Source organism: Pantoea sp. GM_Pan_4 (assembly GCF_026541005.1).
In the GTDB taxonomy this organism is placed as follows: Bacteria; Pseudomonadota; Gammaproteobacteria; order Enterobacterales; family Enterobacteriaceae; genus Pantoea; species Pantoea dispersa.
The window spans coordinates 78467-103288 of record NZ_JALNUZ010000001.1 but is presented as its reverse complement, the minus strand read 5'-3'; the positions used below and the strand labels follow the sequence as shown (position 1 = coordinate 103288).

Genomic DNA, 24822 nt, shown 5'->3' with positions numbered 1-24822 from the left:
ACGTTCCGCTTACAGCGTGTGTAAAATCTCGTCGATACCGGCTTTCAACACCTCACCCCGCCAGCCTGCCAGCAGTTCCGGCGGACGCGTGGCGCTTTTCAGTCCCCAGTGCACACTCAGCACCTGGTTAATCTGGCGCCGTGATGCTAACAGCTCCTGACTGTAACCGGTCTGCTCACTCACCTGCTGTACCAGCGCTTTAATCGCTTTAAACGCCTGCTTGTAGTGCGCGTGGTCAATCAGATTAGGCAACGGCGGCGGTAATGCGGCCTCATCCAGCGCCTGCGCCTCTGCCACCATCGCCACCAGCGCCTTACCGTGGAAGCGGATTTCGTGACCGTTCAGGCCGAGATGATCCAGCTCGCCAAGGCTGCCGGGCATAAAGCGCGCGACTTTCCACAGGTTCTCTTCGCGCACCACAAAATTCACCGCCATGTCTTTCTGCCGGGCGAGGTTGAGACGCCACGCGGCCAGGCGCTGCAGCACCGCCAGCTGGCGCGGACGCAGCTGCCACGCATTGGTGATATCGCGCCACGCCTCTTCCGGCTGCAGCACGTCAAGACGGCGCTGACACAGCGTAGCGCACTCACTCAGCGCCGCCGCCATGTTGCCTGCCGCTTCGGTTTGCGCCACCAGCTGATGGGCGATCGGCAGCAGATAAGCCACATCGGCTGCAGCGTACTGGCACTGCCGCTCGGTAAGCGGACGCGCCAGCCAGTCGGTGCGCGCTTCGCTCTTATCCAGCTCAATCTGGTTGAAATGATTGACCATCGCGGCAAAGCCCCACGACAGCGGCTGCCCGGCGAAAGCGGCCAGAATCTGCGTATCGATCATCGGCTCCGGCAGGCAGCCGAAACGATGCAGGAAGACTTCGAGGTCTTCCCCGCCAGCGTGCAGGAACTTGGTCAGCTGACGATCCTGCAGCAGCGCAACAAACGGTGCCCAGTCGCTGATGGTTAACGGATCGATCAGAACCAGTTGCTCGCCATCGAAGAGCTGGATCAGGCCAAGCTGCGGATAGTACGTGCGGGTGCGCACGAATTCGGTATCCAGCGCCACGGCGCGATGCTGACGGGCCTGCTGGCATACGGCGGCCAGCTGGTCATTATGGTCGATCAGGGTGTAATTCACGTTGTCTTTCTCGCTGCGGCAAACCTCGCACAGCGCTCCATGTTAAAAGCAATAAAAACGCCGGACGGTGCCGGCGTTAACCTGAGCATTCAGCGGAAGCCAGTACTACGCTTCACGCTTCGCCTCGTCGCGCAATTCGCGACGTAAAATTTTACCGACGTTGGTCTTCGGCAGCTCATCACGAAACTCGATAATCTTCGGCACTTTATAGCCGGTGAGCTGACGGCGACAATGATCCAGCACTTCCTCTTTCGTCAGCGATGGATCTTTTTTCACGATGCACACTTTCACCGCTTCGCCGGAGAGATCGCTCGGCACGCCAATCGCCGCCGCTTCGCGCACCTTGGCGTGCTGCATCAGCACATCTTCGATTTCGTTAGGATACACGTTAAAGCCGGACACCAGAATCATGTCTTTTTTACGATCGACGATGCGGATAAAACCTTCAGCGTCCACGGTAACAATATCACCGGTGTGCAGCCAGCCATTTTTCAGCACTTCCTCGCTGGCATCCGGTCGCTGCCAGTAGCCAATCATGACCTGCGGCCCGCGAATGCACAGTTCGCCCGGTTCGCCCGGCGGCACGTCGCGATCTTCATCATCGACAATACGCACGTCGGTGGACGGAACCGGCAAACCGATGCTGCCGGTGTGGCAGGTAATATCATAAGGATTAACCGACACCAGCGGTGAGCATTCGGTGAGTCCGTAGCCCTCCAGCAGATAGTGTCCGGTGAGTTTCTCCCAGCGCTCGGCCACCGCTTTCTGCACCGCCATACCGCCGCCGGCAGACAGACGCAGCGTGGAGAAATCCAGCTGGTTAAAATTGGCATCGTTCAGCAGGGCGTTGAACAACGTATTAACACCGGTGATGGCGGTAAAGGGAAATTTGCTCAGCTCTTTAACGAAGCCGGGAATATCGCGCGGGTTGGTAATCAGCAGGTTGGTGCCGCCCAGGTCGAGGAACAGCAGACAGTTCACCGTTAGGGCAAAGATGTGATAAAGCGGCAGCGCGGTCACCACCTGCTCCTGACCGGCGCGCAGCAGTTTACCGTAGGTGGCTTTGGTCTGCTCCAGATTAGCCTGCATGTTGCCGTGGGTCAGCATGGCGCCTTTCGCCACGCCGGTAGTGCCACCGGTGTACTGCAGAAATGCCAGATCCTGATTATTGATCACAGGACGATGATAGCTCATCTGCTCGCCCTGCTGCAGCGCATGACGGAACGGTACCGCCCCTGGCAGATGGTATTTCGGTACCAGCTTTTTCACATATTTAACGACGAAGTTCACCAGCGTGGCTTTTACCGGCGCCAGCTGATCGCCCATGCGCGTCAGCATCACGTGCTTAACCGGGGTTTCCGCGACCACTTTTTCCAGCGTATGGGCGAAGTTGGAGACAATGACAATTGCATTGGCACCGCTGTCATTAAGCTGGTGCTTCAGCTCGCGCGGCGTGTACAACGGGTTAACATTCACCACCACCATACCGGCACGCAGCACACCAAACAGCGCCACCGGATACTGCAGCAGATTCGGCATCATCAGCGCGACGCGATCGCCCTGCTGTAAGCCTAATCCCTGTTGCAGCCAGGCCGCAAAAGCACGGCTCTGCTGCTCCAGCTGGCGGTAAGTCATTGGCTGGCCCATGTTAATGAAAGCCACCTGATCGGCATAACGTTGCGCTGCGTGTTCGAAAAGATCGACCAAAGAGGGATAACGGTCTGCGTTAATTTCCGCTGGTACATCTGGCGGATAGCGTTTCAGCCAAACCTTGTTCAAAGATTCACCCCGATATTCTTGTTGCGTAGCCATCGCCGCCTCTGCAATCAGTGTTGTTAACAATATTTTAACTGATTGTACCAGTTTGCCTGTTCCGGCATTTTCAGGTTGCGAGGCGCATCACTAAATTTCGCGCATCGGTTGCGCGCCCAATAAAAAGGCCCGTTCGCGAGCACCGCGACCGGGCCGTAAAAAAACCTGTTTAGCGCTATTCGGTAAGAATGGTCTCGACCTGCGCCGGACCGCCGGTATTCATGCCCCAGTAGGGGTTAGGCCCCCAATAGCCGGGATGGCGACGCGTCGGCCCGTACCAAATCCACGGATCGATCGGCTGCGGCGGCGTCATCACCTGCTGAGTCAAATGCCAGCGCTGATAACCGCGCACATCAATCACCACAAAGTTGTAACTGGCTTTGCCAATTTCTCCTTTCTCGGTGCCTTTGATGTTGCCCAGCACCGTGACGTACTGATTATTGACGTCGATCGGATCAACAAAACCATGAATGTCCGCATAAATGCGGCCAATTGAGGCAGCACCGAGGCGCGGTCGCGCGCTGTCATCCAGCGGCTGAGTGGCAATTTCCAGCCGGGTCAGGCCGTTGAGGTTAGTTACCTTCACGACTTTGCCGCCGAAGCGCGACTCCTGGCCGACATACAGCTGCGGCGCATTCATCACGCGTAATAAATCCTGCTGTGGAAGCTGAGAACTCCCTTTAATGGCATCCGGCACTGACACGCAGCCGCTGAGCAACAGCGCACAGGCTAACAGAGCGCCAGACATCCCTTTACGACTAATTGGCATAGCACTTCTCCTGTTATTTCTCCGTTAGACTGAAGGCGCAAAAATAAGTTGCGTGGGCGCCTAGCGTCCCGGCAATTTTTTCCATGCCACTTCATTGCGCAGATAAACCGGCTCAGCATTTTCCACTGCCACGCTGTCGCCGCGCTGCCAGGCGCTGAGCGCCAGCGGCAGCATATCTTCTGCGGCAGGCAGCGTGACCGTGGTGGTCAGCAGTTGTGCCCCGGTCGCGCCAGCCAGCAGCTGCGGATAAGCCTGCCAGCCGGTGCCGACGGTGGCCCACTCGCCGCTCAGCTGCGCGATGCGCGCCTGTGCCGCTTCCGGCTTGAGTACGGCTTCGCTCTCAGCGCCCTGCCACTCGCCCTGCTCATCACGCTGATACTCTGCCCAGTAGACTTCACCCATGCGCGCATCAATCGCCGCCAGCACGCGCGTTGCCCCGGTCAAACGCCAGGCGCCCTGCGCCATGGTTGCCAGCGAGGATACGCCAATCATCGGCAGATTTGCGCCCAGCGCCAGGCCCTGCGCGATGCCAATGCCGATGCGCACGCCGGTAAAACTGCCGGGCCCGCGGCCAAACGCCAGCGCGTCCAGCGCGCTCAGCGCCAGCGACTGCGCCTGCAGCAATTCCTGCACCAGCGGCAGAATACGTTGAGTATGATCGCGGGGCGCGATTTCGAAGCGGGCATCGATCTGCTGCTGATTCAGCAGCGCGGCAGAGCAGGCTTCTGTCGCGGTGTCCAGGGCTAAAATTCGGGCGGACATAACAACCTCAGAGAATCAAAATGGCGCGCATCTTACCATAGCCTGGCACAAATTAGTGCTGCTCTGGCGGACGCACAAAGTCAATCGCACGTTGTAAATCGCGGGTGCGCGGTGTCGGCGGCAGGCTATTAAGGAACAGTCCGCCATACGGACGCGACACCAGCCGCTGGTCACAAATCACCAGCACGCCGCGATCGTCGGTATCGCGAATCAGACGGCCCACGCCCTGCTTGAGGGTGATCACTGCGTCCGGCAGCTGCACATCGTTGAACGGATCGCCGCCGCGCAGACGGCAATCCTCCATGCGCGCCTTCAGCAGCGGATCTTCCGGCGAGGTAAACGGCAGCTTGTCGATGATCACTAGCGACAGCGCATCACCGCGCACGTCAACGCCTTCCCAGAAGCTGCTGGTGGCCACCAGCAGTGCATTGCCGGCATCAAGAAACTGTTTGAGCAGCTGCCCTTTGCTGGTTTCGCCCTGCAACAGCACCGGCAGGGTCATGGAGGCGCGGAACTCCGCCGCCAGCTCACGCATCATTTTGTGCGAGGTGCACAGGAAGAAACAGCGCCCTTTGTTGGCTTCAATCAGCGGTTTCATCATGCGTGCCAGCTGACGCGCACCGCCAGGATAGTTGGGTTCCGGCATGTTGCGCGGCACGCACAGCAAGGCCTGCTGCGCATAATTAAACGGACTTTCGAGGATCAGGGTGCGGGCATTATCCACGCCGAGCCGGCTGGCGAAGTGGCTCATCTGTTCGTTGACCGCCAGCGTCGCTGAGGTAAACACCCACGCCGCTTTGCGTCCGTCCATCACTTCGCGGAAGCGCTCCGCGACCGACAGCGGCGTCAGCGCCAGCGTAAAGTGCCGGCTGCTGCATTCGTACCAGTAGCTGAAGCCCGGTTCATCAATCGCGCGTAAACGCTTGAGCCGGGTGCGATACAGCGCGGCACGCTCGAAGGCGGCGTCCAGCAGCGCGGAACGGCCCAGCGACAGCTTAATCACGTCGTAACACAGCTCGAGCGCATCATCCAGCAGCGTAAACATGCGCATGATGTTGTTGTCGCTCAGCAGGTCACGCAGATTGCCGCGAAAACCGGGCTCGCCCAGCGTCAGGCGGAAATCCTGTGCGCACTGCGCCAGCCGGTCGGCGGATTTCTGCAGCTGCTGCACATCGCGCACCTCGGTGCGGTAGGCAAGGATAATGTCTTTGGCGAGATCCTGCAGTTGCCGGCTCGACAGCTGCTGGCCAAAATACTGGCTGGCAATATCCGGCAGCTGGTGCGCTTCGTCGAAGATCATCACGTCGGCTTCCGGGATCAGCTCGCCAAATCCCCCCTCTTTGACCACCAGGTCAGCGAGAAACAGGTGATGGTTCACCACCACCACATCCGCATCCATCGCTTTTTTGCGCGCCTTCACCACGAAGCAATCTCTGTACAGCGGGCAATCGCTGCCGAGGCAGTTATCGTTGGTGCTGGTAACGTAAGGCCAGATCGGGCTGTCTTCCGCGACGCCGGCGCAGCTGCTGACGTCGCCATCAACGGTCTCCGAGGACCAGCTGCGCACGTTAATCAGATCGCCGAGCGCCTGCACGCTGAGATCGCCGCCGGTCTGATTTTGCTGCTCCAGCCGTTCCAGGCACAGATAGTTGGAGCGCCCTTTCAGCAGCGCGGTTTTGCCGCTGAACGCCAGGGCGCGGGCAATGGTCGGCAGATCGCGGTTGTAGAGCTGATCCTGCAACGCTTTGGAACCGGTCGATACAATGACTTTTTTCTTCGCCCGCAACGCCGGTGCCAGATACGCATAAGTTTTACCGGTGCCGGTGCCGGCCTCGACCACCAGCTCGCCCGCCTGCTGCACCGCTTCGCTCACTGCCTGCGCCATTTCGCGCTGTGCCGCGCGCGGCTTAAAGCCGGGAATCGCCTGCGCTAACGCGCCATCCGCTGCAAAATCGTCTGCCACACATCCTCACCGATTGCTCTTAAAACACCTGTAATTATGTCAGGATTCACCGCAGGCGACCACAACAGATGACAGCCGGCCATGGGATATGGCAGGCTAACGCAGCAAAAATAAAGGAGAACAGCATGACCATTACGCGTATTGATGCCGAGCACCGCATGTCCGAAGCGGTTGTACATGACCAGACCGTGTATTACACCAGCGTGCCGGAGAATCTGGATGACGATGCGGAAGCGCAGACCGCCAACGCGCTGGCGGTGATTGACCGCATCCTGACGCGCGTGGGTTCGGATAAAAGCAAAATTCTCGACGCCACCCTTTTCCTGGTAGACAAAGAGGACTTTGCCGCGATGAACCGCGCCTGGGATGCGTGGGTCTCGCCGGGTAATGCGCCGGTACGCTGCACGGTGCAGGCCGGCCTGATGAATCCGCGCTATAAAGTGGAAATCAAAATCATCGCCGCGCTATAACGCTCGCCGGGCGCTATTCGTCGTCTTCGTCCTCTTCGAAGCGCGCCCGAATCGCTTCGCCCTGATGGTTCTGGCGAATTTCCTGCGCCACCTGCGCAATCGCCTGCCCGCTGGACATGCCGCCGGCCATCAGTTCCTGAATACGTTCCACTGCCTGCTGCTGTTGTTCGTGCGATAAAGCCGGAAGACCTGAAAACATGATGCACTCCTGTAATGGGGGGACGCATTATTCCACGCTGAACAAACAGGTGCCAGCAGCAAAAAAATATGCCAGGCTACGCGCCTGCCTGCTGAACTGATTTAGCCAAACGAACGTGAAAACCCTCTCGCTACAGTATACGCCCGATACACTTTTACACCGTTTTTCCACGCTGGCGCACCGTCCGTGGGCGATGCTGCTGACCTCAGGTCACGCCGAGCACGCGGATAACCGTTTCGATATCCTCACCGCCGACCCGCGGGTGACCCTGACGACGCGCGGTGACAGTACCGCCATCGACGACGGCACCGGCATCAGCCACTCTAACGCCGATCCGCTGCAGCTGGTGCAGCAACAGCTGGACGCGCTGGGCATCTGGCCGGCGTTTGATGCAAATCTGCCGTTTCAGGGCGGCGCGCTGGGTCTGTTTGGTTATGACCTCGGTCGCCGTTTCGAAACGCTGCCGCAGCGGGCGCAGCAGGATTTACACACGCCGGATATGGCGGTCGGCATTTATGACTGGGCGCTGATTGCCGATCATCATCGCCAGACGCTGACGCTGATTGCCCAGCACGACGCGGAGCAGCGCTGGCAGTGGCTACAGGCGCTGGCGGTGCCGCAGCCCAAACCCTTTGCCCTGACCAGCGACTGGCAGGCCAATATGAGCTATGCGCAGTACGCCGCGCGTTTCCAGGCAGTGCAGGCCTACATTCAGGCGGGCGACTGCTACCAGGTTAATCTGGCGCAGCGTTTTCAGGCCAGCTATCGCGGCGATGAGTGGCAGGCGTTTTTACGTCTCAACCGCGCCAACCGCGCGCCGTTCAGCGCCTTCCTTCGTCTGCCGCACAGTGCCGTGCTGAGTCTGTCGCCGGAGCGTTTTCTCTCGCTGCAGCAGCAGCAGATTGAAACCCGGCCGATTAAAGGCACGCTGCCGCGCCTGGCCGATCCGCAGGCCGATCGGTTGCAGGCGGAGAAACTGGCCAGCGCCGAAAAAGATCGGGCGGAAAACCTGATGATTGTGGACCTGCTGCGTAATGATATTGGCCGCGTCGCCGAGCCGGGCAGCGTCAGCGTGCCGGAGCTGTTTGTGGTGGAGCCTTTCCCGGCGGTGCATCACCTGGTGAGCACGGTGCGGGCCAGGCTGCCGGACGCACTCTCCGCTACCGATTTGCTGCGCGCCTGTTTCCCCGGCGGATCCATTACCGGTGCGCCCAAGATCCGCGCCATGGAGATCATCGAGGAACTCGAACCGCAGCGGCGCAATGCGTGGTGCGGCAGTATCGGCTACATCAGCCTGTGCGGGCGTATGGACAGCAGCATTACCATCCGCACGCTGATTGCCGAAAATCAGCAACTGTACTGCGCGGCGGGCGGCGGCCTGGTGGCTGACAGCGATGCTGAGGCGGAATATCAGGAGACGCTGCACAAGCTCAACCGTATTCTGCCCTGTCTGCGTGATGAGGCGTGATATGGAGCTGACGCTGGCGCAGTTTCTCAGTCGCTTTGTGTTGCAGCCGCCGCTGGCGACCGCGCACAGCGTGATCAGCGGACGCCGTGCCGCGGTGCTGGTACCGGTGATTGATGGCGACCAGCCCGAACTGCTGCTGACCCGCCGCTCCGCGCTGCTGCGCAAACACGCCGGGCAGGTGGCGTTCCCCGGCGGCATGATGGATGCCACTGACGATTCGCTGATCGCCACCGCGCTGCGTGAAGCGCAGGAAGAAGTAGGCATCGCACCGCAGCAGGTGCGGGTGGTCGGCGTGTTACCGCCAGTCACCAGCAGTACCGGTTTCGCCGTCACGCCCGTGGTCGGTATCATTCCGCCGCACTTACCGCTGCGGCTCAACCCGGATGAAGTTGAAAGCGCCTTTTCCATGCCGCTCGCAGAGGCGCTGCGGCTGGGGCGCTACAGCGGACTGACGCTGCGCCGCGGTCATCGCCAGCACCAGGTGTGGCTGTCGTGGTATGAAGATTATTTTATCTGGGGCATGACCGCCGGTATCCTGCGCGCGCTCGGCCAGCAGATCGCCCTGCCCTGATCCCCCGTCCCGTTTCACCCTGGCCGAAAAATTGATCCCGTTCACATCCGGGGATACGGATAACTATTTCTGTGGTTTATAATTAGTTTATTTCATGCGAAAAGCTGCTCGCTGCCGCCCGCTGGCGATTACTATTAGCCGCATTAACGGCCTGCGCCGTAGAAAAGAAGATTTGTGAGGAGCGTCACCGGTGATAAGTGTTTTTGACATGTTCAAAGTGGGTATCGGCCCGTCCAGTTCGCATACCGTTGGCCCGATGAAAGCGGGCAAGCAGTTTGTTGATCTGCTGATCGAGCAGGGCAAGCTGCAGGACGTGACGCGCGTGGCGGTGGACGTCTACGGCTCACTGTCGCTCACCGGGAAAGGACACCACACTGACATTGCCATCATTATGGGTCTGGCCGGCTTTGAGCCTGCCAGCGTCGACATCGACAGCATTCCGGCGTTTATCAAAGATGTCGAAACGCGTGAGCGGCTGCTGCTGGCACAGGGCGCGCGCGAGGTCGACTTCCCGCGTGACGGCGGCATGGCCTTCCGCAGCGAAAACCTGTCGCTGCATGAAAACGGCATGACCCTGTACGCTTTTGCCGGCGATCGGCTGCTTGAGCGCAAAACCTATTACTCGATTGGCGGCGGCTTTATTGTCGACGAAGCGCATTTTGGTCAGTCAGTGCTGGATGAGGTCGCCGTGCCCTACCCGTTCCATTCAGCCAAAGAGTTGCTCAGTCATTGCCGCGATACCGGCATGTCGCTTTCCGGGCTGGTGATGAAAAACGAACTGGCGCTGCACAGCCGTGACGAGATTTACGCCTATTTTGGTAACATCTGGCAAACCATGCAGGCGTGTATCGATCGTGGCCTGAATACCGAAGGGGTACTGCCGGGCCCGCTGCGCGTGCCGCGCCGGGCGGCGTCGCTGCGACGTCTGCTGGTCTCCTCGACCAAACACTCCAACGATCCGATGAACGTCATCGACTGGGTCAATATGTTTGCGCTGGCGGTGAATGAAGAGAATGCGGCCGGTGGTCGTGTGGTCACTGCACCGACCAACGGTGCCTGCGGCATCGTGCCGGCGGTGCTGGCGTATTACGATCACTTTATCGAAACGGTCACGCCGGATATCTTTATCCGCTACTTCCTCGCCTCGGGCGCGATTGGCGTGTTGTATAAAATGAACGCTTCGATTTCCGGTGCCGAAGTCGGCTGCCAGGGTGAAGTGGGCGTGGCCTGCTCAATGGCCGCCGCCGGCCTTGCTGAATTACTGGGAGCCAGCCCGGAGCAGGTGTGTGTTGCCGCTGAAATCGGCATGGAACACAACCTCGGACTGACCTGCGATCCGGTCGCTGGTCAGGTACAGGTGCCGTGCATTGAACGCAACGCCATTGCCTCCGTCAAGGCGATTAATGCCGCGCGAATGGCGCTGCGCCGCACCAGCGCGCCGCGCGTATCGCTGGATAAGGTGATCGAGACGATGTACGAGACCGGCAAAGACATGAATGCTAAATATCGTGAGACCTCGCGCGGCGGTCTGGCGATCAAGGTGCAGTGCGACTGACCGGCAAAGTCGCGTTTCGCTGCTGACAATTGCAGCGATCGGCCATTATTTCTGCAATGGCCTCTACCTCCGCGTTATCAAACCAGATACATTATTTTTGCGCGCGACCTCTAATGGTCGCGCGATTTTTTAGTGCCGCTTTTTTTCTCCAGCCGCGCTAAATTTGGCCGCCGCCATGCCGATAACCTTCACGTTAATTTGGCCTCATTCTTTGTCTTAGCAAGGTGGTTACTGATGCTCCTTCCCCAGCAATTTGTGGGTCAATTTCGCCGTAAGCGCCTGCTTATTGCGTTGGTGATCGCGTCGCTGGTTCTCATTCTTACGCTGACTTTTCGCTACATCGAAGAGAAGTCACGCATTGAGCAGCAGTCCCTTGACTTTGCCACCCGCGCGATTGAGCGCTTTGACCGCATGTTTTCGCCGCTGGACGTCTCCGCCAACAACACGCTGGGGCTGGTGGGCGTGCCCTGCACGCAGGTGCGCTATCCGCTGATTGAGAAGATCGCCGCGCTGCAAACCGTGCGCACCGTGCTGCTGGTGCAGGACGATACCATCTACTGTTCGAGTATTTATGGCCCGCGCCACATCTCGTTCAGCCAGACCTATCCCGAGCTGGCGATCAACAACCAGCGCATGATGCTGTCCACCGACGACTACCTGCTAAAAGGTTCGCCGGTGCTGCTGCTGTGGACGCCAAAGTCGCTGGATAACCAGGACGGCCTGCTGCAGATCATCAACATTGAGCTGATGACCAACTATCTGCTGGAGCCGCAGCTGCCGTGGGTGGAACGCGCGATCTTCAACGTAGGCGGACAGAGCCTCGAGTACGGTAATCCGCTGATCGAGCATACCGTGCCGTCCGATGACGAAGTGGCGTACGATCAGGCCTCGCTGCGTTATCCCTACAGCATTACGCTGTACGGTCCCTCTCCGGCGCGGCTGGCGCTCAACACGCTGCCGTCTCAGCTGCCGCTGGCGGTACTGCTGAGCCTGCTGCTGGGCTATATCGTCTGGCTGGCCACCGCCAATCGCATGAGTCTGAGCTGGCAAATCAGCTATGGCATCACCGCTAACGAATTTATGGTTTACTGCCAGCCGCTGATCAATGCCCGCAGCGGCGACTGCGATGGTATCGAGCTGCTGCTGCGCTGGCACAATCCGCGTCAGGGCTGGATTGCCCCGGACGTATTTATTCCGCTGGCCGAACGCCAGAATCTGATTGCACCGCTGACGCGCTTTGTGATTGCCAGAGTCGTCGCGGAGTTGCCTAATCTGCCACAGTGCCCGGCATTTCATATCGCGATTAACGTCGCGGCCAGCCACTTCCGCGACCGCCTGATTGTTGAGGATTTACAGCGCTACTGGTGGCCCGCCAATCCCCTGCCGAAACTGGTGGTGGAGCTGACCGAGCGCGATGCGCTGCCGGTCATCGACCAGACGGTCGTGGCGCAGCTGCATGAAATTGGCGTGCGGCTGGCGATTGACGATTTCGGTACCGGCCACAGTTCGCTGGCCTATCTGAAAGACCTGAAGCCGGACGTACTGAAAATCGATAAAATCTTTACCGCCGCGATTGGCACTGACGCGATCAACGCCACGGTGACGGATATGGTGATTTCACTGGCGCAGCGGCTGAATATCGCGCTGGTCGCGGAGGGCGTAGAAACCGCCGAGCAGGCGCATTATCTGCGCGAGCGCGGCGTGGATCATCTGCAGGGTTACTACTATGCGCGCCCGATGCCGATTGAGGACTTCCCGCAATGGCTGGCGCAGCATCAGGCGCAGCTGGGCGCCTGATGCCGGACGACATCAGGCGTCGCCCTCTTCCTCGTCGTGGTGCGGCTTGTCTTTGGTGACGCGCACCAGATCGATACGGTAATCCGTGGCTTCGATAATCTGGAAGTGCAGCGGTGGCAAATCGATAATCTCGCCCGGCAGCGGCAGCTGTCCCTTCTGCTCAATCAGCAGGCCGGCGAGCGACGCGTGATCTTCATCCGGATCGACCAGCTCATGGTGGTCGAGCAACTGCTGCAGCGAGTGCAGATCGGTACCGCCCTTCACCAGCCAGCCGTCGCCATCCGCCACCACATCCGGCGTTTCGTCTTCGTCCGGGAACTCACCGGCAATCGCTTCCAGCACGTCCAGCGGCGTAATCAGGCCCTGTACCACACCAAATTCGTTGGTAACGATGACGAAGCTCCCTTTAGCACGACGCAATACGCCCAGCAGGTTGATCGGATCCAGCGTTTCCGGTACCACAATCGGCGGCGTGTTGGCCGCGAAGGTCGCGACATCCATACCGTGCTCCAGCGCCACCAGCAGCTCTTTCGCGCGCACCACGCCAATGATCTCATCCAGCTCGCCACGACACACCGGGAACAGACTGTGAGGCGTATCCAACAGCTGAATGCGGATCTCATCCAGCGGACGCGAGACGTCAACCCACGAGATATCGCCGCGCGGCGTCATGATGCTGCGAATCGAACGCTGTGACAGCGTCAGCACGCCGTTAATCATGTAACGCTCTTCGTCTTTAAACGCTTCCTGCGGCATCGCTTCCGTCAGCGACGCTTCTTCGGTATGCGCCGGCTGGTTACGCTGGCGCCCGCCCATCAGACGCAGAATCGCTTCGGCGGTACGTTCACGCATCGGACGGTGCGCCTGATGACGGATAAAGTTCCGGCGCGCAATCTGGTTAAACAGCTCGATCAGAATCGAGAAGCCAATTGCCGCGTACAGATAACCTTTCGGAATATGGAAACCAAAGCCTTCCGCCACCAGCGACAGACCGATCATCAGCAGGAAGCTCAGACACAACACCACCACCGTTGGGTGCGCGTTGACGAAGCGGGTCAGCGGTTTTGAGGCCAGCAGCATCACGCCCATGGCAATCACCACCGCCGTCATCATCACCGGCAGATGGTTCACCATACCGACGGCGGTAATCACCGCATCCAGGGAGAATACCGCGTCCAGCACCACAATCTGCGTCACGACCGCCCAGAAGCTGGCATAGGCTTTGTTGCCCTGATGCTCCATGCCGCGGTTTTCCAGCCGCTCGTGCAGTTCCATGGTGGCCTTAAACAACAGGAACAAACCACCAATCAACAGAATTAAATCTCGTCCGGAAAAGCTGAAATCGCCTACGCTGAATAGGGGTCGCGTTAGCGTCACCATCCAGGAGATCAGCGACAGCAGGCCGAGGCGCATCACCAGCGCCAGCGACAGACCAATCAGGCGCGCTTTATCGCGCTGTTTCGGTGGCAGCTTGTCGGCAAGAATGGCGATAAATACCAGGTTGTCGATGCCGAGCACAATCTCCAGCACGATCAGCGTCAGTAAACCCGCCCAGATTGAGGGGTCGAAGAGAAATTCCATCAATGACTCCTTGCTAAACGTAAGGGCGAACGCGACTGAGCCTGCGCCGGAAGGCGAGACGAGAGAGCGTTAACGGATGAGGCAACACCGGCAGGTGTCAGGGTGCGCGCTGAGCAGCGCGGGGAACAAGTGAAGCGACGTCGGTGACGGTCCATATAGGTGAGCTAAAGCCCGGTACTCCTGAGTAATAAACAGAAAGCTAATGTATCAGTTACATCAACAACGTCAAAAAATTTTCTTACATTTACAAATAACTGCGCCAGCGCAAGAAACTGCCATAAAAATGCCCGTTGCCGCCGGTACGCTCTGAATAGCAGAGCAACGTCACATATTTTATTTTTTCGCTCACTAAAATAAATCGCGACCTTACTGCTGTATCGCGGAATGTTTTGGGCCTTTTCCTGATGACTTTCTTCAATTTAGTCCCGGGCGATCCACAGAAAATAACAACGGTAATTCTCAATGATTCCCGGCCATGGTCGGGAACTCTCATGCGAACGGAGGTAGCAAGTGACCATTGCGCTTGTAATTGGTACACATGGCTGGGCGGCAGAACAGCTGCTTAAAACAGCAGAAATGCTGTTGGGCGAGCAGGAAAATGTCGGATGGATTGATTTCGTGCCCGGCGAGAATGCAGAAACGCTAATCGAAAAATATCAGGCGCAGCTCGCCAGACTCGACACGTCGAAGGGCGTGCTGTTTCTGGTGGACACCTGGGGCGGCAGCCCGTTTAACGCCGCCAGCCGCATCGTGGTGGATAAATCGGGCTATGACGTTATTGCCGGGGTCAACATTCCCATGCTGGTGGAAACCCTGATGGGCCGCGATGACGATCCATCGCTGGAAGAGCTGATCCACATCGCCGTCGAGGCCGGCCGCGAGGGGGTGAAAGCGCTCAAAACCGAATCCGCCGCGCCGGCCGCGGCCGCACCGGCCCCGAAAGCCCCTGCCCAGCCGCAGAAACAGCTGGCGCCGGGCGAGCACATGAAAATTGGCCTGGCCCGTATCGATGACCGTCTGATCCACGGCCAGGTGGCCACGCGCTGGACCAAAGAGACCAACGTGACGCGCATCATCGTCGTCAGTGATGAAGTGGCCAACGATCACGTACGCAAAACCCTGCTGACTCAGGTGGCGCCGCCGGGCGTGACCGCCCACGTGGTGGATATCGCCAAGATGATCCGCGTGTGGAACAACCCGAAGTACGGTTCCGATCGCGTTATGCTGCTGTTTACCAATCCGACCGATGTTGAGCGCGTGGTGGAGCAAGGCGTGGATATCAAGTCGGTGAATATCGGCGGCATGGCCTTCCGTCAGGGGAAAACGCAGGTTAATAACGCGGTGTCGGTGGATGAGAAGGACATCGCTGCCTTCCGCAAGCTGAATGAGCGCGGTATCGAACTGGAAGTGCGTAAAGTCTCCAACGACCCGAAACTGAAAATGATGGACCTGATTGCGAAGGTCAATGCCTGATTCGCCTGTGCCTGCGCGCGTGGGCAAAAAGTTCTGATCTTGCTGAGGAAAAATGCAATGGAAATAACCTCGCTACAAATAGTGTTGATATTTATTGTGGCCTGTATTGCCGGGATGGGATCCATTCTCGATGAGTTCCAGTTCCACCGGCCGCTGGTGGCCTGTACCCTGATTGGTGCAGTGCTGGGTGATATGAAAACCGGCATCATCATCGGCGGTACGCTGGAGATGATCGCGCTGGGCTGGATGAACATCGGTGCGGCAGTGGCACCGGATGCGGCGCTGGCTTCCATCATCTCCACCATTCTGGTCATTGCCGGCGGTCAAAGCGTCGGTGCCGGTATTGCGCTGGCCATCCCGCTGGCCGCGGCCGGTCAGGTGCTGACCATCATCGTGCGTACCATCACTGTCGCCTTCCAGCACGCCGCGGATAAAGCTGCGGAGAAAGGCAACCTGACGGCGATTTCATGGATCCACGTCTCTGCCCTGCTGCTGCAGGCGATGCGTATCGCTATCCCGGCGCTGATTGTGGCGGTCTCGGTCGGTACCAGCGCGGTACACAGCCTGCTGAGTTCAATTCCTGAAGTGGTCACCAATGGTCTGAATATCGCCGGCGGCATGATCGTGGTGGTCGGTTACGCGATGGTCATCAACATGATGCGTGCCGGTTATCTGATGCCGTTCTTCTATCTTGGCTTTGTCACCGCCGCGTTCACCAACTTTAACCTGGTGGCGCTGGGCGTGATTGGCGTGGTAATGGCGGTGCTGTACATCCAGCTGGCGCCAAAATACAACCGCGTCGCAGGCGCTGCCTCGGCGGGCCCGGCTAACAACGACCTCGACAACGAACTCGACTAGGAACAGGTGACATCATGGTAGATACAACCAATACTCCAAAGAAACTCACCCCCGGTGACGTGCGCGGTGTGTTCCTGCGCTCTAACCTGTTTCAGGGTTCGTGGAACTTTGAACGCATGCAGGCGCTGGGCTTCTGCTTCTCAATGGTGCCGGTGATCCGTCGCCTGTATCCGGAAAACAACGACGAGCGCAAGCAGGCGATTAAGCGTCACCTTGAGTTCTTCAACACCCATCCTTACGTGGCAGCGCCAGTGCTCGGCGTGACCATGGCAATGGAAGAGCAGCGCGCCAACGGTGCGGCGATCGATGACGGTGCCATTAACGGCATCAAAGTGGGCCTGATGGGTCCGCTGGCTGGCGTGGGCGACCCGATTTTCTGGGGGACCGTGCGTCCGGTGTTCGCCGCACTGGGTGCCGGTATCGCGATGAGCGGCAGCCTGCTTGGTCCGCTGCTGTTCTTCTTCCTGTTTAACATTGCGCGTATGCTGACCCGCTATTACGGCGTGGCCTATGGCTATCGCAAAGGGGTGGATATCGTCAGCGATATGGGCGGCGGCTTCCTGCAAAAACTTACCGAGGGGGCATCGATACTCGGCCTGTTTGTCATGGGGGCGCTGGTCAACAAGTGGACACACGTCAACGTGCCGCTGGTGGTATCCCGCATCACCGACCAGACCGGCAAAACCACGGTCACCACCGTGCAGTCGATTCTCGACCAGCTGATGCCCGGCCTGATTCCACTGCTGCTGACCTTTGGCTGTATGTGGCTGCTGCGCCGTAAAGTTAACGCGCTGTGGATCATCGTTGGCTTCTTTGCCATCGGTATCTTTGGTTACTGGATCGGCCTGCTCGGTCTCTAATCTCACCGCCGGGAGTCAGACTCCCGGCGTTTTTTAAACGGCGTGACCTGAGCGCCAACGCTGAGGTCACTTCGGTTGAGGAAGAAGCCTGTATGTCACTGACTGACGCCCTGATTGCCCTGCTGATCGCCGCTCTCGCCCTGTTTGCGATTTACGACGATGTCATCCTGCCCCGCCGCAATGGACCGACCCGACTGCGCGTCACCCTGCGACGCCGCCATAAAATCGACAGCGGCATCTTTATCGTGCTGCTACTGATTCTGCTGTGGAACAACGTCAGCCATCATGGCCCGCAGCTCACCACCACTTTGCTAATGGTGCTGTGCTTTATGGCTATCTGGCTGTTCTGGATCCGCAGCCCGCGGCTGCTGATGAAAAATGACGGCCTGTTTTTTGCCAGCGTGTGGATCGATTACCGGCGTATTCAGAGTATGAACCTGTCAGAGGATGGCATTCTGGTGATGCAGCTGGAGCAGCGTCGCCTGCTGATTGCGGTGAAACAGCTCGACGACCTGGAGAAAATCTACCATACGCTGGTGGAGGCGCGTTAAACGCGCTGCCACAGCGTCAGGGTGAAATCCGCGTCACAGCTGAAGGTGGCGCTGGAGGCCAGCTGCTGCCACACCGCTTCACGCGCACGCCAGGCAAAAGGGGTCATCTGCAGCAGGCTCACCGCTTCCGCCCCGTTCAGCGTCATCGAGTAGTGAAGGTTTTGCTGATCGATCTGTTCAAATCCCGCATAGTTTTTCTCTTCCGCCGTATGCAGCTGCACTTCACGATAGATCAACGCTTTAAACTGCTGCAGATGGTGCGGCCCCGGCGTCACCGTCAGCAAATAGCCGCCGGGCCTGATAACGCGGCTCAGCTCCTGCTCGTTACAGGGCGCGTAAATGCGCACGATGGCGTCCAGTGAACCATCGGCAAACGGCAGGCGCTGGCTGGAGGCGACACAAAAGTTAACCGCGCGATAGCGCTTTGCCGCCATGCGCACCGCGGCTTTGGCCACATCCAGACCGTACAGCTGGCTGTCGGGCAACGCGGCAGCCAGGGCGGCGGTGTAATAGCCTTCGCCACAGCCGATATCCAGCAGCTGCGCGGGCCGGTTCGTGAGCGGCTGAGCCAGTCGTTGCGCCACCCGATCGCGCAGCGGCTGATAGTGTCCGGCATCCAGAAAGGCCCGGCGCGCCTGAAGCATCTCTGCGCTGTCGCCCGGTTCCCGTGAACCTTTGTGCTGCACCGGCAGCAGGTTGACGTACCCCTCTTTCGCCCGATCGAACTGATGACCGGACGCACAGCGATAACTGCTGGCGTGCAGGTGCAAAGCGAGGTGGCAAAGTGGGCAAATCAACGACATAGATAACTCCGGGTTAGCGATTCGCGGCGCAGTTTACCCTGATCATCCGGTAACAGAAAGGATAAAGAAAAGCCCCGCTCATTGAGCAGGGCTTTTAAGATTCGATTCAGCGGTGCATGACACCGAGCCTGAGAGCGAAATCAGATAGCAGTAACGTTAACTGCTGCCGGGCCTTTCTGGCCGTCCTGAATTTCAAACTCAACTTGTTGACCTTCGGCCAGGGTTTTAAAACCGTTGCCCTGGATAGCAGAGAAGTGAACGAACACGTCTTTGCTGCCGTCAGCAGGAGTAATAAAACCAAAACCTTTAGACTCGTTGAACCACTTAACCTGACCTTTAATCTTTGCCATTTTTGCAAATTCCTTAGAGTGTTTATATTGCCCGCAGGCAGTCTTACAGAGAAACCAGAGACATTACTGAATGAGGCACTAATTTAAGGTTCGGCAAGGAAGCGGTATTCAACGTCAACGTCTTTACTCGTAACTTCTTTACTGAAGATGCCATACATAAACAGAACTGTACCTCGTTTGACCCACGATTCGTTATCACATATCCGCTAATTAATGGCAAGCCATTTTTAAACAGTGATCGACATGCCGCACATAATTGCCTGAAACTGGCAGCGAAAGGTGGATAACGTTATTGACAGCAACGCCTCGGCGTGTGCAAAAAAAGTCTATGCGTCAGTATAGTTAGCGCCAGACTAGCGTTTCGTCAAGCGCAGCGGCAAACGCTGCTTTTTCACATTTAAACCGAATAAGTCTAGGCAAAAAATATTGCATTAATATGGCACAGATAAGCTATTTCACTGGCCGTTGTGCAATGAGCAACATAACTGCGCAGCGCTTAAATCTTGTACAATAAATTCCTGACAGTACAAGTTAATAATAGTTTTGCACCAAAATCAGGAAAATATAATCGCCGTTGCCCCAAATATAGGCAGACTGTACGCTGGCATTTATCTCATTTTTTTCTAAACACCCAACAATAAAATGTTAAAAAGCGCCGAAGCCGCTGGCATTTAACAAAAATGGCTTAGGATAAATCTTAATCGTAATTCATCAGGCTGCGGCTCTCGCCAATTCGCCATGGGGCAAAAGGCGCATCGACCTCGCCCGCCTGCTGCAATGCTTGCGCCAGCGCCGTCGGCGGATCGTCAAGCGATTCGTCCGCAAGCTCAAATACGCCCCAGTGAATGGGAATCGCCAGCGGTCGCCCTATCTGCTGCCAGAGCTGTACCGCCTGATCCGGGTCCATGTGCTGGCCGCGCATGAACCATTTTGGTGCATAGGCACCTATCGGTAACGCAGCCAGATTAAACGGCCCCAGACGCTGCGAGATGGCTGAGAGATTATCGCTGTAGCCGCTATCGCCGGAGAACCAGAAATTGAGCTGCGCATTACGAACTACCCAGCCGCACCACAGCGACCGGTTGCGATCCCAGAAGGTACGCATGCTCCAGTGGCGCGCGGGAACGGCTGTGAAGCTGATGTCGTCCAGTTGCACCTGCTGCCACCAGTCCAGTTCGGTGACGGTGCGCACGCCACGCCGGCGACACCAGTCGGCCATTCCCAGCGGCACCAGAAAGTGCGCGGCTGGAAAGCGGCGGGCGATGCGTTTCACCGTAGGCCGATCAAGGTGATCGTAATGGTTATGCGAGATCAGCACATAATCAAGATGCGGCAGCTGCGCCACGCTGATCGGCGCCGGGGTTTTACGCTGCGGCCCGGCAAACGGCAACGGCGAAGCGCGTGCCGACAGCGCCGGGTCGATCAGAATATAGCGCTGATTGAGACGCAGCAGCAGCGCGGCGTGGCCCAGCCACCAGACACGGTCATCTTCACCGCTCAGGTCGGCCTGCTGGCACCAGCTGGCGGTAAAGGCCGCATAGCCGGACTGCGGTGGCAGCGGCAGATTCTGCTGCTTACGCTCGCGCCGCCAGCGCTGTAGATCGCCAGGCTGACGCAACTCCTCTTCCGGGTTACGAAAGCCGTGCGGCGTATGATGGGCCAGCGAAGCGTCATACCAGGGATTTTGCCAGGCCATGGCCTCTCCGTTGTGGGCTTAACGTTCCGGGATCAGGCGAATAAAGTCGCGCTTGTCCCCGGTATCCTGCTCATCCTGCGCTTTTTCGGCCACCGGCTGCGCCTCAGCGATACGGCGCAGCAGCGCGTTCTGTTTCTTTTGCTCTTCCAGCAGCGCTTCCAGCAGCTGAAGCTGTTCACTGGCGCGCACGCTGGCCCGGTTAACAAAAAACCAGGCAATAAAGGCCACAACCACAATGATGGCCAGCACGCCATAGTTAAACAGCGGACCGGTACTGGCGGCTAATTCGTTCATAACTGCATCAATCCTCAAACATCATTCAGGTACATCGCCGCTGATTCTACTCGTTGCGTGCGGAAAAGATACGGTGGCGGAGATAAAGCAGATTATCCCGCCTGCGTGCCGCTTTCAGTTATCTCTGATCGATCCGGCGAGAAAAGCGAGGCATGCTGCTACTATAGAGTTCGCAGCAACGCGGGAACAGCTGCGCTATGTAACACAAGGAGATAAAAATGAAACTACTGATTCGTGCGGTGATGGTGCTGGCTGTCTTGTGGCTGGCGATGCTGTTTACCGGCTACGGCGTGTTAACCGGCAGCAATAAAAACGCAGCCGGGCTGGGCTTACAGTGTAGCTACCTGACCGCGCGCGGCATGATTACCGCACAGTATCTGCACACCGACAGCGGCATTGTTGGCGTTACCGATTGTCCGCTGCTGAAGAAAAGCGGCGAAGTGGTCGACAACTGAGTTAAGCCGCCTGCCGGGCTGCGCGTCAGCCCGGCAGAATTCAGAACGGATAGTCGTAATAACCCATTTGCTCCGACACCTTACGCGCGGCACGGTGCAGCATCGCCACATACTCTTTTTTTGCCGGTTCGGAGAAGCGCACCGTCGGGAACGAGAGGCTCATGCCGGCAATCACCACGCCGAAGCGATCAAACACCGGTACCGCCAGACAGCGAATTCCCGCTTCCTGCTCTTCATTATCCTCACCAAAGCCCTGTTGCCTGACCTGCTCCAGCACCGGCAGTAGCGCCTGCGCGCTGACGATAGTGTTAGCGGTGCTGCGACGAAATTCCACTTCACGCAGAATGTCGTTCACCTCCGCGCGCTCACGCCACGCCAGCAGCACTTTGCCGATGGCGGTACTGTGCAGCGGATTACGCCGGCCGATGCGCGAATACATGCGCAGGTTATACAGCGAGTCAATCTTGTGGATATAGACGATGCTGTCTTCTTCCAGCGCACCGAGATGAATGGTCTCTTTGGTCTGGCGCGACAGTTCGCGCATCTCCACATCGGCGCTGCGAATTAAATCCACGTTCTGCAGCGCGTGCGCGCCAAGTTCAAACAGCTTGAGCGTGAGCGAATATTTTTCGCTCTCGCCCTCCTGCGCCACGTAGCCGAGCGATTTCATGGTCTGCAGAAAGCGGTAGACCGTGCTTTTCGACATCATAACCCGCTGCGAAAGCTCGGTGATGCCGTGATCGCGCTCTTCGCCCAGCGCCTGCAGAATGCCAAACACTTTCATCACTGATGATACGGCATCCGGCTGTTTATCGTTATCGCGGCTCGCCATGCGGGACTTCCTTAACGCTTTTGCAAAAAACGCCAGTATAGAGGTTACAGCCGGACGGCGGCAACGACACATCCACTTGTAATTTTTGTCCATTAATGCGGTGATTTCAGGCAGAAAATTGATTAGCATGACGATATTCACTTACTTCACTTCTCCCTGTTTATGTCTCCTACCGTGTCTCAGGATGGATTACCCGTTCCACAGCGCTACGGCGCAATAATTACCATTGCGCTTGGCATCATGATGGCGGTGCTGGACGGCGCCATTGCCAACGTGGCGCTGCCGACCATTGCGCGTGAGCTGAACGCCAGCCCGGCGGAATCGATCTGGATCGTCAACGCCTATCAAATCGCTATCGTGATTTCGCTGCTGTCGCTGTCGTTTCTTGGCGATATGTTCGGCTACCGGCGCGTCTATCAGGTCGGGCTGGTGCTGTTTGTGTTCACCTCGCTGTTCTGCGCCCTCTCCTCTTCGCTGAATATGCTCACCTTGGCGCGCGTGCTGCAGGGCTTCGGCGGTGCGGCGCTGATGAGCGTCAACACTGCGCTAATCCGTATTATTTACCCGCAGCGCTTCCTGGGACGCGGCATGGCCATCAACTCGCTGATCGTGGCCGTCTCCAGCGCCGCCGGTCCCACGGTGGCGGCCGCGATTCTCTCTATCGCCAGCTGGAAATGGCTGTTCCTGATTAACGTGCCGCTCGGTGTGGTGGCGCTGTGGCTGGCGCTGCGCTTCCTGCCGGATAACACGCAGAAAGCGAAGCAGCAGAAATTTGATGTGCCGAGCGCCATCATGAATGCGCTGTTTTTCGGCCTGCTGATTTCAGCGCTGACCGGCTTCGCGCAGGGAGAAAATGGCTGGCTGATTGCGGGTATGCTGCTGGCGCTGCTGCTGATCGGTGTGGTGTTTGTGCGGCGTCAGCTGGCGATGCCGGTGCCGCTGCTGCCAGTAGATTTGCTGCGCATTCCGGTGTTTTCGTTGTCGATCGGCACCTCGATCTGTTCGTTCTGTGCACAAATGCTGGCGATGGTGTCGCTGCCGTTTTTCCTGCAAAACGTACTGGGCCGGGATGAGGTCGCAACCGGCCTGCTGCTGACGCCGTGGCCGCTGGCTACCATGGTGATGGCACCGATTGCCGGCCGTCTGATCGAGAAGTTTCATGCCGGGCTGCTGGGTGGGCTGGGGCTGGCGCTGTTTGCCGCCGGGCTGTTTCTGCTGGCGCTGCTGCCTGCACAACCCACGGATGCCGATATTATCTGGCGCATGATGCTGTGCGGTGCCGGCTTCGGGCTGTTCCAGTCACCCAATAATCACACCATCATCTCGTCGGCTCCGCGCCAGCGTAGCGGCGGTGCCAGCGGCATGCTCGGCACCGCGCGACTGGTCGGGCAAAGCACCGGCGCCGCGCTGGTGGCGCTGATGTTTAACCTGTTCAACGACAGCGGCACGCATGCCTCGCTGCTGCTGGCCGGAACCTTTGCCAGCGTGGCGGCGATCGTCAGTATGCTGCGCATGACGCAAAGCCGTCAGCCGGCAGAGTCATAAAAAAAGGGCGCCCGCAGGCGCCCTGTTCATTTTCTATGTGGCTTACTTAAGGTAGGCACCGCTGCGCAGCGCTTCGATACGCTTGTCGAGCGGCGGGTGCGACATAAACAACTCGCTCAGCGACTTACCTTTACCGTTAATACAGAACGCCATCATGCTGCTGGGTTCCTGCGGTTCGTAGCTGGTTTTCAGGCGCTGCAGCGCGGCAATCATCTTTTCACGACCCACCAGCTTCGCAGAACCGGCGTCGGCGTGGAATTCGCGATGGCGCGAGAACCACATGGTAATGATGCTGGCGAGAATACCAAACACCAGTTCCAGCACCGTCGCCACGGCAAAATAGACCAGCGGATTGCCGTTGCTGCTCTCTTCACCGTCGCGGTTGCCGGACAGGAAGCCAGACGCCACCTGCGCAATGATACGCGAAATGAAGATCACGAAGGTGTTCACGATACCCTGAATCAGCGTCATGGTGACCATGTCACCGTTCGCGATGTGGGCGATCTCGTGCGCCAGCACCGCCTCCGCTTCATCGCGGCTCATGTTCTGCAGCAAACCGGTGGAGACCGCCACCAGCGAGGCGTCACGGCGTGCGCCGGTGGCAAAGGCGTTGATATCGGGCGCGTGGTAAATCGCCACCTGCGGCATCGCAATGCCGACCTGCTGAGCCTGGCGGCCGACGGTTTCCATCAGCCAGCGTTCCGTCTCGTTACGGGGTTGTTCAATCACTTCACCGCCGACCGAGCGTAACGCCATCCATTTGGACATCAGCAGTGAAACAAACGCACCGCCAAAGCCAAACAGACCTGCCATAATCATCAGACCCTGAACACTGCTTGACTGGATTCCTGTCAGACTCAGAATCAGTCCGAATACCAACATCACCGCCAGGTTGGTGACCAGGAAAAGCGCAATACGCATCATAAACGTTAATCTTCCTCAGTTGTGCTCGCGCTCATGCGCGGATATACATCCTATGTCCATTGTGGCGCTTTTCAAGCGACCTTAATCTTTAAGTGCCTAAAAA

The 24822-nt window shown here is 58.2% G+C and carries 24 protein-coding genes and 1 pseudogene; 11 read left to right on the top strand and 14 right to left on the bottom strand.

Going from position 1 to position 24822, the window contains the following annotated elements; translation table 11 throughout:
• Window positions 1–9: 9 nt before the first annotated feature.
• The 5 genes from rnd to OXR61_RS00525 form a co-directional block, all read right to left on the bottom strand.
• Entirely contained in the window at window positions 10–1131 is a 1122-nt protein-coding gene (rnd, locus tag OXR61_RS00545; RefSeq protein WP_021510041.1) for a ribonuclease D, read from the bottom strand.
• Between the two features lie 105 nt (window positions 1132–1236).
• Window positions 1237–2910, bottom strand: coding sequence for a long-chain-fatty-acid--CoA ligase FadD (fadD, locus tag OXR61_RS00540; RefSeq protein ID WP_241798699.1), 1674 nt, complete (start codon window positions 2908–2910; stop codon window positions 1237–1239).
• Window positions 2911–3118: 208 nt separating this feature from the next.
• Window positions 3119–3712, bottom strand: a complete 594-nt coding sequence (locus OXR61_RS00535) for a Slp family lipoprotein (RefSeq protein WP_010616392.1) — start codon at window positions 3710–3712, stop codon at window positions 3119–3121.
• Between the two features lie 60 nt (window positions 3713–3772).
• Window positions 3773–4474: a tRNA (adenosine(37)-N6)-threonylcarbamoyltransferase complex dimerization subunit type 1 TsaB gene (gene tsaB, locus OXR61_RS00530; RefSeq protein WP_021510038.1), complete on the bottom strand. Its 702-nt coding sequence runs from the start codon at window positions 4472–4474 to the stop codon at window positions 3773–3775.
• A gap of 52 nt (window positions 4475–4526) precedes the next feature.
• Entirely contained in the window at window positions 4527–6437 is a 1911-nt protein-coding gene (locus OXR61_RS00525; RefSeq protein ID WP_021510037.1) for an ATP-dependent DNA helicase, read from the bottom strand.
• A 125-nt stretch (window positions 6438–6562) separates the two neighbouring features.
• Here OXR61_RS00525 and OXR61_RS00520 point away from each other — a divergent pair, with 125 nt between their 5' ends.
• A complete protein-coding gene (locus OXR61_RS00520) occupies window positions 6563–6907 on the top strand; it encodes a RidA family protein (RefSeq protein ID WP_021510036.1) in 345 nt (114 codons plus the stop codon).
• 13 nt (window positions 6908–6920) lie between these two features.
• Here the strand turns inward: OXR61_RS00520 and OXR61_RS00515 are convergent, their stop codons facing one another.
• On the bottom strand, window positions 6921–7106 hold the full coding sequence (locus OXR61_RS00515) for a YoaH family protein (RefSeq protein ID WP_021510035.1): 186 nt from the start codon (window positions 7104–7106) through the stop codon (window positions 6921–6923).
• Between the two features lie 115 nt (window positions 7107–7221).
• Here OXR61_RS00515 and pabB point away from each other — a divergent pair, with 115 nt between their 5' ends.
• From pabB to OXR61_RS00495, 4 genes are all read left to right on the top strand, one after another.
• Window positions 7222–8574 carry an aminodeoxychorismate synthase component 1 gene (gene pabB, locus OXR61_RS00510; RefSeq protein ID WP_031280205.1) on the top strand — a complete coding sequence of 451 codons (1353 nt, stop codon included), beginning with the start codon at window positions 7222–7224 and terminating at the stop codon, window positions 8572–8574.
• Window position 8575: 1 nt separating this feature from the next.
• Complete coding sequence (locus OXR61_RS00505; protein ID WP_021510033.1) at window positions 8576–9145, top strand: CoA pyrophosphatase; 570 nt, start codon at window positions 8576–8578, stop codon at window positions 9143–9145.
• A 190-nt stretch (window positions 9146–9335) separates the two neighbouring features.
• Window positions 9336–10700 (top strand): L-serine ammonia-lyase, encoded by a 1365-nt coding sequence (gene sdaA / locus OXR61_RS00500; RefSeq protein ID WP_031280204.1) that lies wholly within the window; start codon window positions 9336–9338, stop codon window positions 10698–10700.
• Between the two features lie 234 nt (window positions 10701–10934).
• On the top strand, window positions 10935–12497 hold the full coding sequence (locus OXR61_RS00495; RefSeq protein ID WP_021510031.1) for an EAL domain-containing protein: 1563 nt from the start codon (window positions 10935–10937) through the stop codon (window positions 12495–12497).
• A 12-nt stretch (window positions 12498–12509) separates the two neighbouring features.
• Here the strand turns inward: OXR61_RS00495 and OXR61_RS00490 are convergent, their stop codons facing one another.
• Window positions 12510–14078, bottom strand: a complete 1569-nt coding sequence (locus OXR61_RS00490) for a TerC family protein (protein ID WP_021510030.1) — start codon at window positions 14076–14078, stop codon at window positions 12510–12512.
• 510 nt (window positions 14079–14588) lie between these two features.
• Here OXR61_RS00490 and manX point away from each other — a divergent pair.
• The 4 genes from manX (at window position 14589) to OXR61_RS00470 (ending at window position 17820) form a co-directional block, all read left to right on the top strand.
• Window positions 14589–15551 carry a PTS mannose transporter subunit IIAB gene (gene manX / locus OXR61_RS00485; RefSeq protein WP_021510029.1) on the top strand — a complete coding sequence of 321 codons (963 nt, stop codon included), beginning with the start codon at window positions 14589–14591 and terminating at the stop codon, window positions 15549–15551.
• A 57-nt stretch (window positions 15552–15608) separates the two neighbouring features.
• Complete coding sequence (locus OXR61_RS00480; RefSeq protein ID WP_031280203.1) at window positions 15609–16409, top strand: PTS mannose/fructose/sorbose transporter subunit IIC; 801 nt, start codon at window positions 15609–15611, stop codon at window positions 16407–16409.
• Window positions 16410–16423: 14 nt separating this feature from the next.
• A complete protein-coding gene (locus tag OXR61_RS00475) occupies window positions 16424–17269 on the top strand; it encodes a PTS mannose transporter subunit IID (RefSeq protein ID WP_021510027.1) in 846 nt (281 codons plus the stop codon).
• Between the two features lie 92 nt (window positions 17270–17361).
• Entirely contained in the window at window positions 17362–17820 is a 459-nt protein-coding gene (locus tag OXR61_RS00470) for a DUF986 family protein (RefSeq protein ID WP_021510026.1), read from the top strand.
• On the opposite strand, the gene rlmA is transcribed toward OXR61_RS00470, so the two are convergent.
• The 5 genes and pseudogenes from rlmA to OXR61_RS00445 all read right to left on the bottom strand — a co-directional run bounded on the left by rlmA (window position 17817) and on the right by OXR61_RS00445 (window position 20963).
• A complete protein-coding gene (rlmA, locus tag OXR61_RS00465) occupies window positions 17817–18623 on the bottom strand; it encodes a 23S rRNA (guanine(745)-N(1))-methyltransferase (protein WP_031280202.1) in 807 nt (268 codons plus the stop codon). The genes OXR61_RS00470 and rlmA overlap by 4 nt on opposite strands.
• A 140-nt stretch (window positions 18624–18763) precedes the next feature.
• Window positions 18764–18973 carry a transcription antiterminator/RNA stability regulator CspE gene (cspE, locus tag OXR61_RS00460; RefSeq protein ID WP_021510024.1) on the bottom strand — a complete coding sequence of 70 codons (210 nt, stop codon included), beginning with the start codon at window positions 18971–18973 and terminating at the stop codon, window positions 18764–18766.
• A gap of 86 nt (window positions 18974–19059) precedes the next feature.
• Window positions 19060–19131, bottom strand: a pseudogene (locus tag OXR61_RS00455) (DUF2627 domain-containing protein); the annotation flags it as partial.
• Between the two features lie 539 nt (window positions 19132–19670).
• Window positions 19671–20669 (bottom strand): MBL fold metallo-hydrolase, encoded by a 999-nt coding sequence (locus tag OXR61_RS00450; RefSeq protein ID WP_267410483.1) that lies wholly within the window; start codon window positions 20667–20669, stop codon window positions 19671–19673.
• Between the two features lie 18 nt (window positions 20670–20687).
• Complete coding sequence (locus tag OXR61_RS00445; protein ID WP_021510022.1) at window positions 20688–20963, bottom strand: YebO family protein; 276 nt, start codon at window positions 20961–20963, stop codon at window positions 20688–20690.
• Window positions 20964–21181: 218 nt separating this feature from the next.
• On the opposite strand from OXR61_RS00445, the gene OXR61_RS00440 reads away from it, so the two are divergent.
• A complete protein-coding gene (locus OXR61_RS00440) occupies window positions 21182–21418 on the top strand; it encodes a YobH family protein (RefSeq protein ID WP_021510021.1) in 237 nt (78 codons plus the stop codon).
• A 40-nt stretch (window positions 21419–21458) separates the two neighbouring features.
• Here OXR61_RS00440 and kdgR read toward each other — a convergent pair whose 3' ends face one another.
• Window positions 21459–22250: a DNA-binding transcriptional regulator KdgR gene (kdgR, locus tag OXR61_RS00435; RefSeq protein ID WP_021510020.1), complete on the bottom strand. Its 792-nt coding sequence runs from the start codon at window positions 22248–22250 to the stop codon at window positions 21459–21461.
• Window positions 22251–22412: 162 nt separating this feature from the next.
• Between kdgR and OXR61_RS00430 the strand changes: the two genes are divergently transcribed.
• The gene (locus tag OXR61_RS00430; RefSeq protein WP_031280201.1) at window positions 22413–23795 is read left to right on the top strand and encodes an MFS transporter; all 1383 of its coding nucleotides are present in this window, start codon (window positions 22413–22415) and stop codon (window positions 23793–23795) included.
• A 42-nt stretch (window positions 23796–23837) separates the two neighbouring features.
• On the opposite strand, the gene htpX is transcribed toward OXR61_RS00430, so the two are convergent.
• Window positions 23838–24719, bottom strand: a complete 882-nt coding sequence (gene htpX / locus OXR61_RS00425; RefSeq protein ID WP_021510018.1) for a protease HtpX — start codon at window positions 24717–24719, stop codon at window positions 23838–23840.
• Between the last annotated feature and the right edge of the window lie 103 nt (window positions 24720–24822).